The sequence below is a fragment of the Pseudomonas sp. GG8 genome, assembly GCF_052976945.1.
Genome location: NZ_JBRIIP010000001.1, coordinates 2,835,154 through 2,852,176, shown reverse-complemented (window position 1 = coordinate 2,852,176; position 17,023 = coordinate 2,835,154). Strand labels below are relative to the sequence as shown.

The 17,023-nt window shown below is 51.9% G+C and carries 9 protein-coding genes and 6 pseudogenes; 8 read left to right on the top strand and 7 right to left on the bottom strand.

What is annotated here, in order from left to right; all coding sequences use genetic code 11:
- Positions 1–1,152 precede the first annotated feature (1,152 nt).
- On the top strand, positions 1,153–2,565 hold the full coding sequence (gene ltrA, locus ACVBEG_RS13620; RefSeq protein ID WP_447107858.1) for a group II intron reverse transcriptase/maturase: 1,413 nt from the start codon (positions 1,153–1,155) through the stop codon (positions 2,563–2,565).
- Positions 2,566–3,654: 1,089 nt separating this feature from the next.
- On the opposite strand, the pseudogene ACVBEG_RS13615 reads toward ltrA, so the two are convergent.
- Positions 3,655–3,834 (bottom strand): annotated as a pseudogene (locus tag ACVBEG_RS13615) (transposase domain-containing protein); the annotation flags it as partial.
- 242 nt (positions 3,835–4,076) lie between these two features.
- Here ACVBEG_RS13615 and ACVBEG_RS13610 point away from each other — a divergent pair.
- Positions 4,077–4,236, top strand: a pseudogene (locus ACVBEG_RS13610) (IS3 family transposase); the annotation flags it as partial.
- A gap of 5 nt (positions 4,237–4,241) precedes the next feature.
- Here the strand turns inward: ACVBEG_RS13610 and ACVBEG_RS13605 are convergent.
- From ACVBEG_RS13605 to tnpC, 4 genes and pseudogenes are all read right to left on the bottom strand, one after another.
- Positions 4,242–4,394, bottom strand: a pseudogene (locus tag ACVBEG_RS13605) (IS5/IS1182 family transposase); the annotation flags it as partial.
- A gap of 273 nt (positions 4,395–4,667) precedes the next feature.
- Positions 4,668–5,186 carry a hypothetical protein gene (locus ACVBEG_RS13600; RefSeq protein WP_447107857.1) on the bottom strand — a complete coding sequence of 173 codons (519 nt, stop codon included), beginning with the start codon at positions 5,184–5,186 and terminating at the stop codon, positions 4,668–4,670.
- 1,546 nt (positions 5,187–6,732) lie between these two features.
- Positions 6,733–6,918 (bottom strand): helix-turn-helix transcriptional regulator, encoded by a 186-nt coding sequence (locus ACVBEG_RS13595; protein ID WP_447107856.1) that lies wholly within the window; start codon positions 6,916–6,918, stop codon positions 6,733–6,735.
- Between the two features lie 328 nt (positions 6,919–7,246).
- Positions 7,247–8,168: pseudogene (gene tnpC, locus ACVBEG_RS13590) on the bottom strand (IS66 family transposase); the annotation flags it as partial.
- An 844-nt stretch (positions 8,169–9,012) separates the two neighbouring features.
- On the opposite strand from tnpC, the gene ACVBEG_RS13585 reads away from it, so the two are divergent.
- Both ACVBEG_RS13585 and ACVBEG_RS13580 read left to right on the top strand, forming a co-directional pair.
- The gene (locus tag ACVBEG_RS13585; protein ID WP_447107855.1) at positions 9,013–9,282 is read left to right on the top strand and encodes a helix-turn-helix domain-containing protein; all 270 of its coding nucleotides are present in this window, start codon (positions 9,013–9,015) and stop codon (positions 9,280–9,282) included.
- A 562-nt stretch (positions 9,283–9,844) separates the two neighbouring features.
- Positions 9,845–10,531, top strand: a complete 687-nt coding sequence (locus ACVBEG_RS13580) for a 3'-5' exonuclease (RefSeq protein WP_447107854.1) — start codon at positions 9,845–9,847, stop codon at positions 10,529–10,531.
- 171 nt (positions 10,532–10,702) lie between these two features.
- Here the strand turns inward: ACVBEG_RS13580 and ACVBEG_RS13575 are convergent, their stop codons facing one another.
- Positions 10,703–11,866, bottom strand: coding sequence for a hypothetical protein (locus ACVBEG_RS13575; protein WP_447107853.1), 1,164 nt, complete (start codon positions 11,864–11,866; stop codon positions 10,703–10,705).
- 605 nt (positions 11,867–12,471) lie between these two features.
- Here ACVBEG_RS13575 and ACVBEG_RS13570 point away from each other — a divergent pair.
- The 3 genes and pseudogenes from ACVBEG_RS13570 to ACVBEG_RS13560 form a co-directional block, all read left to right on the top strand.
- On the top strand, positions 12,472–13,575 hold the full coding sequence (locus tag ACVBEG_RS13570) for a PD-(D/E)XK nuclease family protein (protein WP_447107852.1): 1,104 nt from the start codon (positions 12,472–12,474) through the stop codon (positions 13,573–13,575).
- 439 nt (positions 13,576–14,014) lie between these two features.
- Positions 14,015–14,335 (top strand): hypothetical protein, encoded by a 321-nt coding sequence (locus ACVBEG_RS13565; protein ID WP_447107851.1) that lies wholly within the window; start codon positions 14,015–14,017, stop codon positions 14,333–14,335.
- A 356-nt stretch (positions 14,336–14,691) separates the two neighbouring features.
- A pseudogene (locus ACVBEG_RS13560) lies at positions 14,692–14,784 on the top strand (integrase); the annotation flags it as partial.
- Positions 14,785–14,900: 116 nt separating this feature from the next.
- Here the strand turns inward: ACVBEG_RS13560 and ACVBEG_RS13555 are convergent.
- Positions 14,901–16,040 carry a PDDEXK-like family protein gene (locus tag ACVBEG_RS13555; RefSeq protein WP_447107850.1) on the bottom strand — a complete coding sequence of 380 codons (1,140 nt, stop codon included), beginning with the start codon at positions 16,038–16,040 and terminating at the stop codon, positions 14,901–14,903.
- A gap of 310 nt (positions 16,041–16,350) precedes the next feature.
- On the opposite strand from ACVBEG_RS13555, the pseudogene ACVBEG_RS13550 reads away from it, so the two are divergent.
- Positions 16,351–16,569 (top strand): annotated as a pseudogene (locus tag ACVBEG_RS13550) (cupin domain-containing protein); the annotation flags it as partial.
- Positions 16,570–17,023 lie beyond the last annotated feature (454 nt).

Sequence of the window (17,023 nt, the reverse complement as noted above, 5' to 3'; positions counted from 1 at the left end):
GGCGATTGGCTATCGGCTCTGAGGATAGTCACTGTGCAACAACGGCAAAGGGCAGAAAGCCACCGCTTATCGGGATGTGTTCAAGCCCAGTTCAGTGGTCTTTGCTGGGTTTGCTATGACAGTACCGTCTACCAGGGCAAAGTCCGATTATCGACAATGAGCCTGACCTCCCATTTCGGTATGTCGAGTATCGATAGGTGCCTCATAGGTTTTGGATGTGTCGAGCGGCCATGTCTGCTGACTTGGATTGTGCGTAGAAACGTGTTTTTTGCGTCGATTTTTTAATGCTTCATATGCACGAAAGTCTTTTTACGCAGCTCGGCCAGAAGCTGCCGCTCGACTCGCACCGCTTTCGACTCACAGCCAAAATTTACCCAACGTGGTTTCCCCAGAGCTACCGTCATTCCATGGGATATGATGATTACATGGCCGAACCGATCTTGAATGGCCGGAGGGTATGCACATGACAGAACCGAATACTTGGCAAAGCATATGCATTGACGCAGGGGACGGGTCCGGTGATCTGCTTATAGAGATTCCACCAGGGTTGCTCGCCAAACAAGGCTGGACAGTCGGACAGGCCTTTGATCTCCAAGTTCGCGACGGACACATCCTTATGATCCCTATAGCTACTGACGAAATGAAGGATGAGTGACTCATCCGGGTATCTTAGGATTACACGGGGGGGAGTGATCTCAATGCCCGCATAAGCGGGTTTCTTTTGTGCGCGCCAGGCATGGCGCGTTGCGCGTAAGCGCAACCAGTTTGGCTGTGGTGGCTACGCTGGTGACTTGGAGGTGAAAGTCCTCTACACACCCGGCAAGGGGAAGTGTTAGCCAGAGGCAAGGGTGTCGCGGGCGACCGCGAGTCTGAAGGAAGCCCGAGGCAAAATGCTGGCCTGACGAACAGGAAGCGGATAGAGGCGGCACAGCGGGGTAAGACGGCACAAATCGTCAAAGCCCAATACTTGCACGGAACGCTGTGACGTACATCCGACAGGCATAAGCAGGAAGGTCGCGCGAATTACCCTGGGAGATCTGCACGTTTGCCACTGTGCTACCGAGCGTCGAGAGGCGACGGGATGAACGGGCAGAAGTCAGCCGAGGCGGTAGTAAGTGACGAATAACCCCGTCACCAAGGCCCGAACAGGTAGTGCCGCCAGTAGGCGTCGGAGTCTCGTCGAATGCTGAAATGCAGAATATTCTCCAAGAGAAGACTGTTTCCCCAAATCCCGGACGGTATCCGAGGATGACGGCTGACAGGGCACAAGCATCGGCGGCGTCTATGACGTGGACGAACGCGGAGCCGGAAACGCTGATGGAGCGGGTGCTTGCACCGGCTAACCTCAAGCGTGCGTATCAACGCGTGACCAGCAACAAGGGCGCGCCGGGTGCCGATGGCATGTCGGTTGACCAATTGGCGGACTACGTGAATCAGTATTGGACGACCCTGAAGGCTCGGTTGCTAGCCGGCGAGTACCACCCGCAAGGCGTGCGTGCCGTCGACATCCCCAAGCCCAAAGGCGGAACCCGCCAACTGGGCATGCCCACCATAGTCGATCGCCTGATTCAACAGGCACTGCTGCAACAGCTCACGCCGATCTTTGATCCGCTGTTCTCGGACCACAGCTTTGGCTTCCGTCCGGGAAAAAGCGCTCACCAAACCGTCGAAACTGCCCGCTCCCATGTGGCGGCGGGATACCGTTGGTGTGTGGAACTTGATCTGGAGAAGTTCTTTGATCGAGTCAATCACGACATCCTAATGGCCCATGTGCAGCGTCATGTTGAAGACAAGCGAGTGCTCAAGCTGATCCGCCGTTACCTCGAAGCCGGAGTCATGTCGGGCGGAATCGTCGGCCAGCGGCAGGAGGGTACGCCGCAAGGCGGCCCGCTTTCGCCGCTGTTATCGAATGTCCTGCTCAACGAATTCGACCGCGAGCTAGAACGGCGGTGTCATCGCTTCGTGCGTTATGCCGATGATGCGAATATTTATGTGCGCAGCCATCGTGCTGGCGAGCGGGTGCTGAACAGCATCGAGCACTTCCTGAATCAACGTCTGAAGTTGACATTGAACCGGGACAAGAGCCGAGTAGCAAGACCGTGGAAATGTGACTACCTAGGATACGGGATGAGCTGGCATCAACAGCCGAAACTCAGGGTTGCAACGATGAGTCTGAAGCGCTTGCGCGGTCGACTCAACGAGCTGCTACGTGGAGCGCGGGTGGCGTATGTCATCGAACGGATAAACCCTGTGCTGTGCGGTTGGGCTGGATATTTCAAGCTCAGTCAAAGCAAGCGGCCACTTGAGGAATTGGACGGCTGGGTACGTCACAAACTTCGCTGCGCCGTTTGGCGCCAATGGAAGCGGCCCTCAACGAGGGCCCGCAACCTGAGGCGTCTGGGGCTCGATGAAGCTCGTGCTTGGAAGTCAGCCGTCAACGGTCGAGGCCCATGGTGGAACTCGGGAGCGTCACATATGAATCAGGCGTTGCCGAAGAAACTGTGGGATCAGCTTGGATTGGTCTCGATACTGGATACGATAAACCGGCTTAGCCGCATAACCTGAACCGCCGTATACGGAACCGTACGTACGGTGGTGTGAGAGGACGGCGGATGTAAATCCGCCTCCTACTCGATGTGCGCCACGCATGGCGCGTTGCGCGGAAGCGCAACCAGCATACGATGTTTATCCGAACAAGAGGCCTGCTTAAGGCGAGTCAACCCGCTGGTCCCATTCTGCGAAGCAGGTCAATTGTTAATCCTTCAGGGATTCACCCTTTTTTCACGGCTTATCCCGGTTACAGGTGCGGTCATTCCCTTTATCGCTGGTTGTCACCTCTCCAGGGGTGGCGGAGGGAAGCGATTAAAGCAAGCGTTAGGGGGAGTGGTACGAAAAGCCGGCTCCGCCGGAATGGGGCCATGGTCGTACCAGATGGGAGTCCTATCCAAATCTGCATGGAAACAGCGCCATGCCGTAAGATCGGAAAAGCCGTGCATACCAGGATCCAATCAACATCAACGTGAATGAAATTTGAGAAGTGGGCTACTGCTACTGGTGGGTGAGATTCTGAGTCAGCCATGATCTGCTCAAGGAGACTGTCGAATCGACCCACTCTGATGGAGTTAATGCTGGAAACAACCCTGCTGTGCAGCAGATAAGGTGTACGATCAGAGTTCTCGCACCACTACGTGACACATGCCCATGGAAAGCGACGGGAGCCATAAGATTGTGGCCTCGACGGCGCAGCGATCCGGTGAAAATCCGAGCGCTGCGAGAATTGCCGAAGCGGTCGTGGCAACGCTGAGAGAAATTAGTGCAATCCTGACCCCTATGATCGGTCAGGGAGAGTTTTGTGCGCTTTACAGACGCAGTCTTCATCTATGTACCTCGCTTGATCCCTGCCTTAACAATACGCATGAACGCGTTGATGACGATTTTTCCCGGCTAAGATGTTTGCTTGAGCAGCAGAATATCGATACGGCCACGATATATGGCGATGAATTGCTGTATACGTTCTACGAACTGCTAAACTCGTTGATTGGGATTTCGCTGTCAGAGCACTTGCTTCGTTCCGTATGGGGTAAGCATCCGCCCACGCCCAACACACCTCTGTAGTTAAGCGCGCGTCCACTTATGCGGCAACAACGCAGTAATCTAACTCGCCCGCTGCGTGGGCAGGCGCGTGAGCACATCCTTCAGATAGGCATACGGATCATGGCCGTTGAGCCGTGCTGGCTGGATCAAACTCATGATCGCAGCAGCACGCTTGCCGCTGCGTAACGAGCCAGCAAACAGCCAGTTCGAGCGACCCAGCGCCCATGGTCGGATTTGGTTGCCGGGTAGTCAGACGCAGTCACCCGCGTCCAACCCCCTAAGAACCGTGCATGCGAGTTTCCCAGCGCGCAGCTCAAGCCTCTACAAAGGCACTATCAAGCACCCGACGATACCTCTTTAACATTGGCGTACTGCTGATCTCTGGGGCAACGCAGGTGATAGATTTCAAGATTGACTGCCGCGTCCGTTCCGCCATGAGCCAGCATTTACAATGCGGCGACTATGCCACGGCGTATCTTTGGTATCAGTGGAACCACAAGCTGGGTGTACCGGATTTGCGGCGAACGGGAGCTGAATCTGCGGATCAAGCCGCGTAAGCGCATCGTGCGCGAGGAGCCCAAACCGCTGGCCGTTCCTGAGACCACCAACCAGTGCTGGTCGATGGATTTTATGCATGATCAGGGTTTTCGGCCACCGCCAGCCTTCGGGTAATACGGTTCGATCAGCTTCAGCAAACCGCTCCAGGGCACGACCTGATCGATCTCGGCGGGGAGCCGTTCGCGGCGAGTTTGCTTACGTTTGCCGGCGTGTTCGAAGTCGGAAAAGCTCATCTGGCTCATGACGGGCTCGGGTCAGGTGATGAGTCTGTATTTCAGCACATTTGAGGACTTGTTCGGAGTTTCCCTAATATCTAATAAGACAAACTGGAATGTCACTCTCGCGAATGAAAAAAAATGTGCCCGATTAAGTTTTAGGCACTTCAGAGTGATAAAAGAAATTTTTAGGTGGGCAGCGGAGGTGGAGTGCTACACAGCATACATATGCAAATCATGATGCATGAAAAACCGCTCTCAATCTGAGCGGTTGTACAATGTCGGATGGTTGTAGAGAGTTCACATTTGTGAGTAGTCAGGTATTAAAAGTCTACGCTCCAACCAAGTATGGTTGCCGTAGGGGAGTGGGGCATCGATAAGGCTAAGTAGATTGTGTTGCCTCATATAGAATGAAAGAAAATTGTCTCCCCATTCTGGTTCGGGGTCTTCTATGATATCCCTAATTCGACCAAGGTGACCGCATATCTGCCGAGTAATATCATGCAGATCGCGAATTTCGTCGATATCCGAGTGAAAGGTCGTCGTATACTGCTCCGCCACCAGTTCTCCTTTTATCTTCAATTCGGATTTTTGCTCTAGCCGATACATTCGTGCTAGAGGATTCCAGCAGAGCACTAGCTCAAATTCGGTTTGTGGTTCATCGTTGCCAAGAGAACCACTATTCCAGCGTTCGTAAAACCTATCCGTCGCAATGCCCTTGAATGTTGCGTAGGCTATAGTGCGTGCGCGTTTTTCGTCTGGAAGAACAGGCAGGATGTTTATCTGAATATCCTGGTGGCAGTATGTATCTGGGTCCATTAGTAATTCCTTTATGATGCGTTAGGTGTTGTGAAATTTTTTGTCGTAAGTCATTGATAAGGGTCGCGGCGAATCGAGTAATTATTGCGTCTGATGCTATTCATGCAGCGCTGCAATGTGTAACTGAATCGGGAAAAATGTCATCCTAATTTAGTTTGCTATGGCCTTCATGCGTGTCATGAGCGTGCAGTCCTTGTTAAGAAGTATCGTTGTAAGGCAGGAGTTTGTCGCAAAGCGATCTTTATATTCCCGATTGTATTTAGGCCAAACCCGATTCAGGGACAGAATACCGCCATCCAATTCATCATCAATTTCAGCAGGCCGTAGCTTGAGCTGTTGTGCCTCTGTATTGACCTAGCTGAACGGAAAGCATATGTGGTATCTCGCGGTCATGTCGTGAAGCTCACCTGATATCTTCGCTTCTACAGAAACTTGCGAGTAGGTACATTTCTTTGTTTTCAAAAGAAATGGTCCAGTTACATCGAATTGAATGGTCTGTACGTGGCCTATTATTCCATCAATGAAAAAAAGGTCGTAAGCGTTCGAGGTCATGTCGACCGTCATAATCAAAGTCCTATGTTGAGTAGTACTATGAATATAGGTCGCTATTTTCGAATGCCAAGTCAGATTTCCTATTTATTTTACTGCTCACGTCAATGCATAAATATATGAGCGTTTGGCCTGATATAAGGCGCAGACGTCAGAATGCCATTCGAGCATCAGCTCAGTTGAACTCAGTGTTTAGGTTGGCTGTCAGCATCGTCAGCCATAAATTAGCCTGACTGGTATCCTTCGCGTAGCGGTCTAAGGTTGAGCGCAGACAATATGTGGATTTAGCCGGTGGGTCGATAGTTTTGATTCGGATCGATACACAGTGCGGGCCAAAGATATATTAGTATCCCCATTCACAGGAATCGATGTCACGTTGAACGTTTCGTGAATCTTGGTGAGCTATCGGGTTTTACCTGGGGTCCGTAATGAATCAATCGATCCGAGCGGGAGCGGGGAGCGGTTCTGATAGATTTAAAGATGCGGACTAAGTGTTCATAGTCTAAAAATTGCTACCGCCGAACTGCTGATATTAGCTTGGGTGGTATTTTTGATGAGTATGGCAAAAAAAGCAGCCAATTCATAAGTTCTGCCTGGATGCAAAAGCGCTTGTCGGGTTCTCGCAATGTAGTAATCGCGTGATGATGAGATAGCCATGACGGCTTTCATGATGTTCAACGTTATCAGAGGCCTTGGCGCTTGGTCGTACGGTACCGATGCTGGGCGTCATGTCGGTGCTCTTCGCCAACTTGCTGGGTAGTGTTGTGATTATCTGGTCGTTCTGGCACCTCAGGCATCCGAGCCGCACAGCGGGGGTCTATGATGCGTTGATCAGATCCGCTTCGCGGTATGGCAGCTCTTTGCGGTTACCAATGGAGCAAGCTGCGATAGAGCGGCTGGGTTCTTCGCATAAGTACGACAGCAGACACAAAAAAGGCACCTACATAAGAGGTGCCTTTCTATAACTGCGCGGTCATTAGACCTCCAGTTTATTGCTTCAGAAGCTGGACATCCAGTGTGATATCTGGCTTTCCCGCCATGCTACTGTCTGGCTTCCGAGCTGTACTCGCTTGGGAAATTTCCCCTCTTTTTCCCAGCGGTTGATTGTTGATCTGGAAACCCCCACGAGGCCTGCGATGCTTTCAAATCTCAAAAAACGATCTTTCAATTCCTTTCCGCTCATGTAGCCCCCTTAGGACAAATTAGTCTTGGCATATTATGTGCATAAACTGTGCTTGTCAATGTTTTTATCGTTAATCATTGACTTTGTCTATTGTTCGTGAGTGACAATGGTATTGACGTTTTCTGGGGGGATGGAGTCGGTTTGTCTCTGAATTGATTGATCAGTCCTTGAAAACCAATTTCATCTTCTGGGTCTCTGCTATCGCCCTTGTCTAATTCTTGAAGGATGCGGTAGCCCTGGGGGGCCAGTAATTACCTCCAGCGATACGCCCAAAAGATGTCAGGCTCGCTTCATTTTCTTTGCGTATTTGTGGCGGTAGTAGGTGTCTTTAGCTAGAAGGATATTGACTGGGTAGCCGCGCCAGAACGTCCTTCAGATAAGCATATGGGTCATGCCCATTGAGCTTGGCCGACTGGATCAGGCTCATCAGCGCCGTCGCACGTTTACCGCTGCGCAACGATCCTGCAAAGAGCCAGTTCTTGCGTCCAAGCGCCCACGGCCGTATCTGCTGCTCGATGTGGTTGTTATCGATAGGCACGACGCCGTCATCCAGATAACGTGACAACGCCGGCCAGCGCTTGAGGCTGTAATCCAGGGCCCTGGCGATGGCCACGCCATCGTTCACAAGCTCGCGCTGGGCGATCATCCAGGCATGCAAGGCGTCCATTGCCGGTGCGGCTTTTTCCTGGCGTATTCGTCGTCGAACGTCGGGCTCAAGGTCGTGGATTTGCTGTTCTATTTCGTATAGCACCTGGATATAGCGCAAGGCCTGTTCGGCCGGTTGGCTTTTGTTCGTGGCGTGCAGGTCAAGGAGCTTGCGCCGAGCATGAGCCATGCAGCCGATCTCGGTCACACCCAGTGCAAGACTGGCCTGATAGCCACCAAAATCGTCGCACACCAGTTTGCCTTTCCAGTCTTGCCGGAAGGGGCGGGCGTGTACGCCCGAGCGGCTTGGGCTGAAGTCGTACACCACCGCGCGGATATCAGCAAACGCGGTGGTCGCATAGGCCCATACGTAGGCCCGATGGGTTTTCTTCACGCCGGGCATGAGCACCTGTCCCGGCGTTTCACCGGCGTGCACCGCGCTGTGTCCAAGCACCACTTCGCGCAGTGCATCGACCAGCGGTTGCAGTTGCACACCGCACACCCCAGGTGCCGACCCACTGCGCCATGGTCGAGCGCGGGATGGCGAGGCCTGCCCGGCCAAAGATCTTTTCCTGACGGTACAGCGGCAAATGATCACCGTATTGCCGACCGCTACATGCCTAAACCTAGAAATACACATCCTTACCCTGAGGATCGCTTCGCGTCACGTACCCAAGGCAGGAGCCGTATGCGGTAGTTCCGCACGTACGGATTTGGGCGGGGGGCGGCAGGGAACTGCCGTCCCTAACCGCGAGTGATCTCGCTCAGCCAAGTTGATCCCGTTAATAAAAGTCTTTCTAGAACACCTCATGAAAATGATAGATCTACGAAACTTCATGGTGGAGATCAATGCGAATCGCTTGCAATCTGACTTTTCAAACGTATTACGTAAGCTGGTGTCTACCTGGCACTGGCCTCACGATTTCTGTAAATCACACAAGGTACAGGGATACCCGGCGGTCGCTTATCGTCAGAGTAAAAAACGCGGCCGTTTGCAGTAAGAAACTCGTAAGAATTTTTTGGCGTACTGGTGGAGCGGATGTACGTAGTCTTTTTGATTTCAATGACAACGTCCGTTACTAGTTCCAGGGAACCTTCGCAGTCGCTGAGCGCTGCTACGCAAATCCGCTTCACCCACCACTCGCTCCGATCAGCGCTTTGACACTCCAAAGCCTCAACGTCAGCAGGGAGCGCAAGACCCCAAAGCGCGCTACCGTCTCTACCAGTCTCTTCAGCAAAGACTTTGTGTGCGAGCAAAATGAATGTTGGGTTAGCCATGGTGAAGAGGCGGTGGGGTACAGCGCCATCATCACGTTGTTCCCCCCCGATGCGACCTTGTTCGTGTATTAGAAACATATAATATCGCCTTATCTAAAGTGGTTGTGACATTGATGTCACATCAAAATATCTCCAATTCTGGCTTTATGTAAAGCTTTTAAGGCAGAATTTATGGAGCTTAGCCAAGCATTTGGACTAGCACTGCGGGAGCTGCGCGAGCGAAAGCAGTTGAGTCAGCAAGCATTCGTCGGGGTTATTTCGCGTGAGCACATGAGCAGACTGGAACGCGGTGTAAGCCTGCCTAACCTCGCGGTTGTTGTTGGAGTTGCAGAAGTGCTAGGTGTGCACCCGATGTCGCTGATGGCGCTTTGCTTTCAGGAAATGAACGGCGGGGAGATTCAGAATATGCTCCATCAGGTTGAGCTAGATCTGTCTATTTGAGACGCGTAATCGTAATGTAGGCACTTGCATCAGGTAGGCATCAACCATCTCACTTGACCACCTAATTGCATCGCTACTGACCAGCCATTTGCATTCGCGCTGACCAGCTGTTTGAGTTGATGGGTGTCAGCGGATGCCAATCAGGGGGAGTGCGTCAGCCAAGATGTCCACTGTCTCGTTCTGGCCGATTGCTGAGATCTTGAAGCATTAGTCCCCTGGCTCACTTCCGTGTAGCATTTCGCAAAACTGGTATCAGGTGCAGAAGTTTGCCAGGTTGGTTCACTCAGATTTGCAATTTGTTCGGTACCGAACCAGAGCAGATACGCCAGAATATTGAATATCAGCGTACAAATGGCAACCGTTTTTGTTCCTTGGTAGTCGGCGATTGCTTCATGGCTCAACGATTAACCAGCCTGTTCGACCATGAGTTGGTCTATGACCCTTATAGCAGCCAGATTCATGAGTTGATTGGTTTTCAACTGGTTTGGGGTGCTAGTACGGTTAAAACGATCAGAGAGGTGTCTGAGGCCTAATTACAGACTTATTGAGCTTAGAATTTGAAATGAAAAAGGACGTCAATGTGAGCGGCAATGCCTCCAAGAAGAGCACCCTCAAGCCCCACCCAACAAAAGATGAGATCGTCCTGTTACCTGCTTTTGAAGGGCTGCAACTTGGGCAGATCGTCATACTTGAATCACATGATCAGTTTAAAAATGCCCTGGCATTGATTCAGGCCGCTGGGGTGGTTGGCTTCGATACCGAGTCGAAACCATTATTCATCAAGGGAGGAAAGAGCGAGGGGCCACACGTTGTGCAGATCGCCCTGAAGGACCGGGCTTATATTGTCCCTATCGGCACCAATCCACCAATTGAGTTCCTGACAGCCGTTCTTGGCTCGAAGGACATCATCAAGGTCGGATTTGGCTTGAAGTCTGATCGAGGCCACCTAAGGCGGAAGTTCGGAGTTTTGGTCCAAGGTGATATAGAACTGACTCAATCACTACGCGCACTCGGGTATAGGCAACGTCTAGGCGCCAAAGCCGCTGTTGCCGTGGTGCTGGGCCAGAACCTGAACAAATCTAAATCGGTGACCACTTCGAACTGGGCAATGCGTCCCCTACAGAAATCTCAGTTGCTGTATGCGGCCAATGATGCTTTCTCAGCACTGAAGATATTCCTGGCACTTGGCTCACCACTTAAACTGAACCACACCAAAACCAAGGCAATTCAAGGTACATGTGCGCAGTGATCAGGCCATAGGCCGCAGCCGACCCGAAGCTACCGGTGGCAACTGGTAGTAACCGGCCAACAGCAGCCCCCATAGCCAAACGATTTCGAGCCGTATCGCCGCTGCTAAGCTCCAACTCTGGATAAACGAAGCATCTGTAGCGCTTGCCAGAAACGCCACTACGCCGCCAATTCACGCAGCGTAGAGCCCCCAAAAATAGATACTGCTCGTATTGTCACGCTGAAGTTCTTCAACAGGTACACCATGGAACGCCGAGTAAGCTACGAGTGCCGCAATGCCAGCAGGTAATGCGTACTTCAAGCCAAGGGCCGATCCTAGGTCGTGAACGCCACCGATGAAGTAACCCGGGTTATATGTTTTGCACTGATCCTCGAAAGCAGGTCGATCTTCGACATCGATATCGATGTAACCGACAAGTTTCGGATGGGCTGGGAGCCCGATTTTGAGAGGTAGGCGGTCCCGGTGCGAAGTAGCTCCAGCAATTACTTGAGGCATAAGCCGCCTCATTGTGGCAGCAGTTTCAGGCCAGCAGCCGCCGACGAGCCAAGGCGAGCGAAGTGAGTCGTCAGTAAGGAGAAGGCGGGCTGCGACTTCGGCTCTTCGTGTCTTTGGGGCTAGGTGGGCTAAACACTCCCGAAGCCCGGACCGTGCCGTACGTGCCTCGGCGTTCAGAACCTCCACGGCCTCGATTTCCGCGACCATCGTAATAGCACGCTGCTCGTCGACATGATCAATAGCGAATACAGCGCTGGGATCGTTCTTCAGCTCCCAACTCGCCTCGGAACAAAATAAGGCGAGTTCTTCATCAGAGAGCATGATGTTCAACTCGCGGTCCAGCGGCAGGCGGAGAGCGCGAGTCAGAGATGCCGTGCCTTTGTCGGTAGTACTGAAGAATTCGGGGAAATACTTGCGAGCGACCGATTGATGATCTTCAAGGATACGCAGCAGGTCGTCCCAGCCATGGTAGGAAACTGAGAATAAGTTCGACTGTTTTTGCTGCCTTGTAAGCGTTTCAGCGTAGCTCACGAGCTTCGCATCGTGGGGCGCTGTAGTAACGACCACCAGATCGCTGATCGAGGGCGTGAACCTTTTTGCTCGGTTAACTTCGGTTTGCATGGTGATCTGATCCAGCTTTCCTACTGCCTTGCACTGTAAGCCGATCAGGCGGTCGCCGCTGCGTACCACGACATCTACACCATTTTGCCCCTGTCCATTCCTGCCGTACAAAGTCGAGTTCGAGCCCGGGTGCTGAGCCCCCCAGAGATCCAGGGCGAATTTTTCAAACATTGTGGAATCCGAGATTGCTGGTAGTCGTTTACCTTTGAAGCTACTCATCCTGGGTCATCACTCGCTCAGCCAATGTGGGTTCAGCGCAGACGAAGCGGCCCGACATAAGCGGATCAGCAACGGCTGCTAACCGCCCGTCGTGTGCATGCCGATGGTAGCAAAATAATGCCAACGCTTCCCCCCGCTTAATTCCGGCGATCGAATTTGGCAAAAATTAACCACGACCATACTGATCGTAGATGACCGCTCTTGGCCGATTTCTGCCGGTGGGAAAGGGCTGGAATCGACTCATAGCTGCCGGTGGTGACAGGCAGAAACCGGCCAATTCTGTTGAAAAAGTCGGCCGTGGTTTCCATGGCAGAAAAACACGCGCCTGAGATTGAAATCCTGAATTTTTGCAGAGGTTTTCGGACTGAGATTTCACGTAGTAGCGTGCTAAAAGGCGCTTTCACCGATCAATTTTTCGGCCGTTTGAGAAAACCGACTTTTTCAACAGAATCGGCCAGATGCGGACACTGAAATCAAATGCAGGGCCAACCGCGTTTCTACGCAACCCGAGTAACTAGAACGCTCTAAAGAACCCCGGCCTATCATCAGTAGCTCCGCAAAAATGTATGATCATCAAGACATGGCAAATATAAGGGATTCGGCCAATGGGACTTGAACAACTACGCGACTTGCTCAAGCAAGCTCAGCGCTTTACCCCGCTTGAGCGCGAGGCAAGCATCTTCGCGGTAGCCGGTCGGGGTTATTTTGAAAACCCCACGACAGACCTGTTGGCGTTCTTTTTGGATACTGGCAAGGCTCATGGTTTGGGGGACTGCTTTCTTAGTGCCTTGTTGGCATGTTTGCCTAACACCGAACACTTGACCGCGAGCCTGCGTCACCCCCCGCAGCGTGAAGTGACGACCCACCAGGGTAATCGGATTGATCTGGTGCTGCTGGGCGATGGCTGGGATCTGGTGTTAGAGAACAAAATCTTTCATGGGCAGGTCAATCCATTCGACGACTATGAGCGTTACGCTAAGAAAAAACTCGGCGAAGACGGGCGCAGCGTGTTGTACACGATCCTCTCGCCGTCCGGACAAAGTGTGCAGCAGTCATGGCATGGCTTGAGCTATTTACAACTCATCAAGGCGATCCGGCAGCAACTGGGACAACGGGTCATGACTCAGCCGCTGGACAAATGGCAGGTTTTCGCGCGCGAATTCCTGCTGCATCTGGAAAACATCACAGTGGAACAGGCCATGGATGCTAACGCGGTTAACTTCGTTTTTGATCATCTGCATCAGATCAACAAGCTCACCAAGCTCAAGGAGCAGGTGATCAATGCCTTGGACAGAAAAATACTCGACCGACTTGATGCAGAGGTACCGGGCTATCAGCGCGCTACACGGAGGCACAATTGGGCAGACGGCCCGGTACTGCGCTATTACTCTAGCAATTGGAGCACCCGTTCGGATGTCGTCCTGTACTTGTGCGGAGCCAGTGAGCGTATGACCCCTCACGTTCGGGTTTATTTGTTCGCCATGACCCCCGAGCTTGAGGAGCGAGGCAAGGAATTGTTCTCTGACAGCGCATGTAAGATCTGGTACGAGAACAACGGGAGTATTCTTGTGATCGACTGGCACATGGAGAGCTACAACGAAGACGAGGTGCTTCATCGGGTGACTGGCAATATGCAGTTGCTGATGAAGTTCGAATGTCATACCCGCTCCAATGTTCTGAAGACCCACAGCAGCCATGAACCTGCTTGATTGAGTAGACATTTCTGAACGCTTCTGGCCGATTCTGTTGAAAAAGTCGCTTCCAACAGTTTTTGGGTATTTCGAGGGGTACTTCACCTCTTACCCGGAGGGAGATCGTCGCGTATACGCGGTTCTAGGAGGTCGGCTTTCACTGCGGTGCGAACACGGCGCCAAAAACCGACGTTTTTAACAGAATCGGCCGTGAGCCGGCAATCGCGACAGGCAATTTCGGCCAGTCGAGACAGGCAGAAACCCTCCAGGAGCGGAAGATGGACAAGGTGATGGTAATTCAGTAGCGTCAACGGATCTGCTTTGGAGTTAGTAAGAACAACTGCTAACAAGGGGCGGCTGGTGGAAAAGATTTTCGCGGCGCTCCGGTTTTTCTGCATGGCGTCGCTTTAATCCTCACCACAAAACTTTCGTGAAAGTATCCTCAGAAGGATTTGTCATGTCTCACAATATTTCGCTTCCTAGCAACTGGGCTTCAAATGGCTCCGAACTAAAACCCAAAACAGGTGCTACATCTTCCAATACATGGGTATTGTCAGGAAAAGAAATAAAACCAAAAATCGGCGCAACCTCTTCTAACACATGGGTATGGGATGGGAAAGAACTGAAACCCAAGACTGGCGCGACTGCTTCAAATACTTGGGTAAGCGACGGGAATAAAATTAAGCCTAAGATGGGTGCGACCTCCGCCAATACCTATGACATGGGTAACTCGCCAATCTTGGTTGTTGCTGGCCAGCTTGTACTGAGGCTTTGGTAGAGCGTTAACTATTTTCTTAAATCGACCACTAAAGCGAACGGGTTAGTTAACTAGGTACGAATGACCGCAAAGGGTCGGAATCAGCTTATCGCGACCGGCCGCTATGGGTCGATTGTGTTGAAAAAGTCGGTTTTCTCAAACGGCCGAAAAATTGATCGGTGAAAGCGCCTTTTAGCACGCTGCTACGTGAAATCTCAGTCCGAATGCCTCTGCGAGAATTCTGGATTTCAATCTCAGGCGCTTACTTTTTTGCCAAGGAAACTAAGGCCGACTTTTTCAACAGAATCGGTCGAATAGCGACCTTGACGCACCGTGACTGATCCAACCTTGTGCTCCCTCAACCTGGAGGACAAGCCATGAACACCATTGCTAAATACAGCCATCAGCCTTGGAACAAGGGAAAGCTCGTCGGGCAGAAAGCCCCGCTCCGCGTCAGAGATATCTGGGCCAGACCATCTCTCCACCAGACAGTACGCTCGAATAGACCTCGACAAATGCGGGAAGCTCTTCGTTGCTCCAGCACTTGGCCATGGGGGGCATCGGCCCTTGAATGCTATGTCTGCGTTTAGGCAAACTGCTGGTGAGCACGCTGCCACAGTTCGTGCGCGTCATCGATCAGGTTAACGGCAATCGACTCCCTCGTATCTGGATCTCGGAGGAGCCCCAGATCCTCATTGGATGGGGCATGGAGGTTCAAATTGAACTTAGAGAACCTCCAGAACAGGTTGCCCGAATCGCGAGTGTTGGGTGCGATCTCTCGACTCAGCGTCAAAAGGCGCTCCCGGTCCTCCGGGAACTGCTCACCGTCACAGTAGTAGCCACAGTAGAGACGATGGTTTAGCTCGATGTACACACCACCTTTCATAAAATTGAAGGGAAAGTAGAGGCCAATGAATTTGCTGTTTTTGATCTTTTTGTAATAGGCTAAAACAGCCTCCTTCGTGGCAGTAATTTCGGGCTTACTGAGAGGTGATTTTTTGCTCGCTTGGTAAGCCATCATGCGCTCCCAAATATCGAACTGTAGGTCGACCAGTACGGACCTGAATGCATGGTTGATGTCAGCGATCACAAAGAGATTCTCGCCCAGTAGGATCTGTTCTTTTAGCTTGCTCATGTAAATTTCGCCTTGGTCACTGGATGTCAGCTTTTGGAGCAGTTCGATGTACTGGAAAACGCTTTCCCGCACGCCGGGCTCGCGGGCAACCAGTGGGACACAGTCCTTCAGCCAAGAGATGATCTCAGTTTCGTAGCTCAGAAGAACTACAGGAAGGGACTTGCGACTCTGTTCACTGGGCTCGGAACCATCTAGGGTGAGGTACGTGGTCCAAATCTCGCTGTAGCCTTCCGCCTGCATTCGTTGGTGGTAGGTCCAGAGCTGCTCATCCTGATCGCGGGCGTAGATCTTGTTCTCGATGATCACTGCCTGCTTGGATTGGTTACGGACCAGAATGTCGATGTTTTGGTACTCGACCTCGACAATCGCATTTTCTAAATCGAAGTTCTGGATGCCCAGTCGCTTCAATAGGAGGTTCAGCAGTGCTGTTCCCTGATTGTGATTAGCCTTAGGGTCGATCAGGAAGGCGAGGAAGCGCGAGTGAAGCCGAACCTCGTCACTTGAGCTGCGGAGTACGGAGAAAAGGTTGAAGCCTGCCGGGCGATGATACCTCGCGCGCAGCAAAGCCACGGTTTGCAACAAATCTTCCATGCGAGAGGGGCCCTGATTAAGGTTGAATTATGGCGCGCAGTATCAGACAGATGACGCTCAATTGTAATGGCTATTTGATGTCATAATAGTGCAATTCTTGGTTTTGAGCTGTGTCAACTATTGAAATCTTGCCAATTAAGTGTTTGCGAAATTGCAAAAATCGCACAGAGTAATCCGAAGTCTTATGCTATTAATTCGGTGGCTGGAGCATATTAGAAGACAGCATCAACTTGCAGGATCGTACAAGCCTGAACCTCCGCCGCGTCGTTAGGGTGAAGGCTCATGTGTGATAGAGAATCCGCCATGCAACATGCAGCCAAAGCCAAGCGAGCACGCTGTCAACCTTGCCCAAAAGGCTTCCCTCATCGATCAGCAATGGAGCCCTCGCGTGATTGCCGAGATGAATGACTACCAATTCAAGGTCGTGCGCATCGAAGGCGAGTTCATTTGCCACTCACACTCGGAAACCGACGAGGCTTTTCTCGTGATAGAGGGAAAGCTGAGCATCGATTTGCCCCCTGGCAGCGTATAGAAGGCACCAATATTCCAACTCCAAAAGGTGGCAATTTGCGCCCATAGCCGGTCGGTCTGCTGAAAGCTGAGAGTGGATAATTGCGCCTCATGTGCTCTCCACCGGCGCGATGGAATTCATCATTCCATAAGCTTGCGTCCTATTGCATCGTGACTGAGCGCGACGCGTTCTGTCATATTGCCTTGGAATATAGGAGTTCATATCAGCTCAGTGCCAATCCGAAAAAGAATCACCGTGCCATCCGAAACCGCTAGGGAGCCGCTGATTAATTCAAATTCCAGCGATCGCCACCCTTATAAATCAAGGCTTGCAGGGCACCTTGGTTGCGCAAAACCGAATTAATCAGCGACTCCCTAGAGAGGCTCTGAATTAGCCACGTGTTTATAGCTGATTACGACCACCGCCCATTTTGAAAGTGGCGAGTCGATCCAAAGCGATCAGATTATTCGCT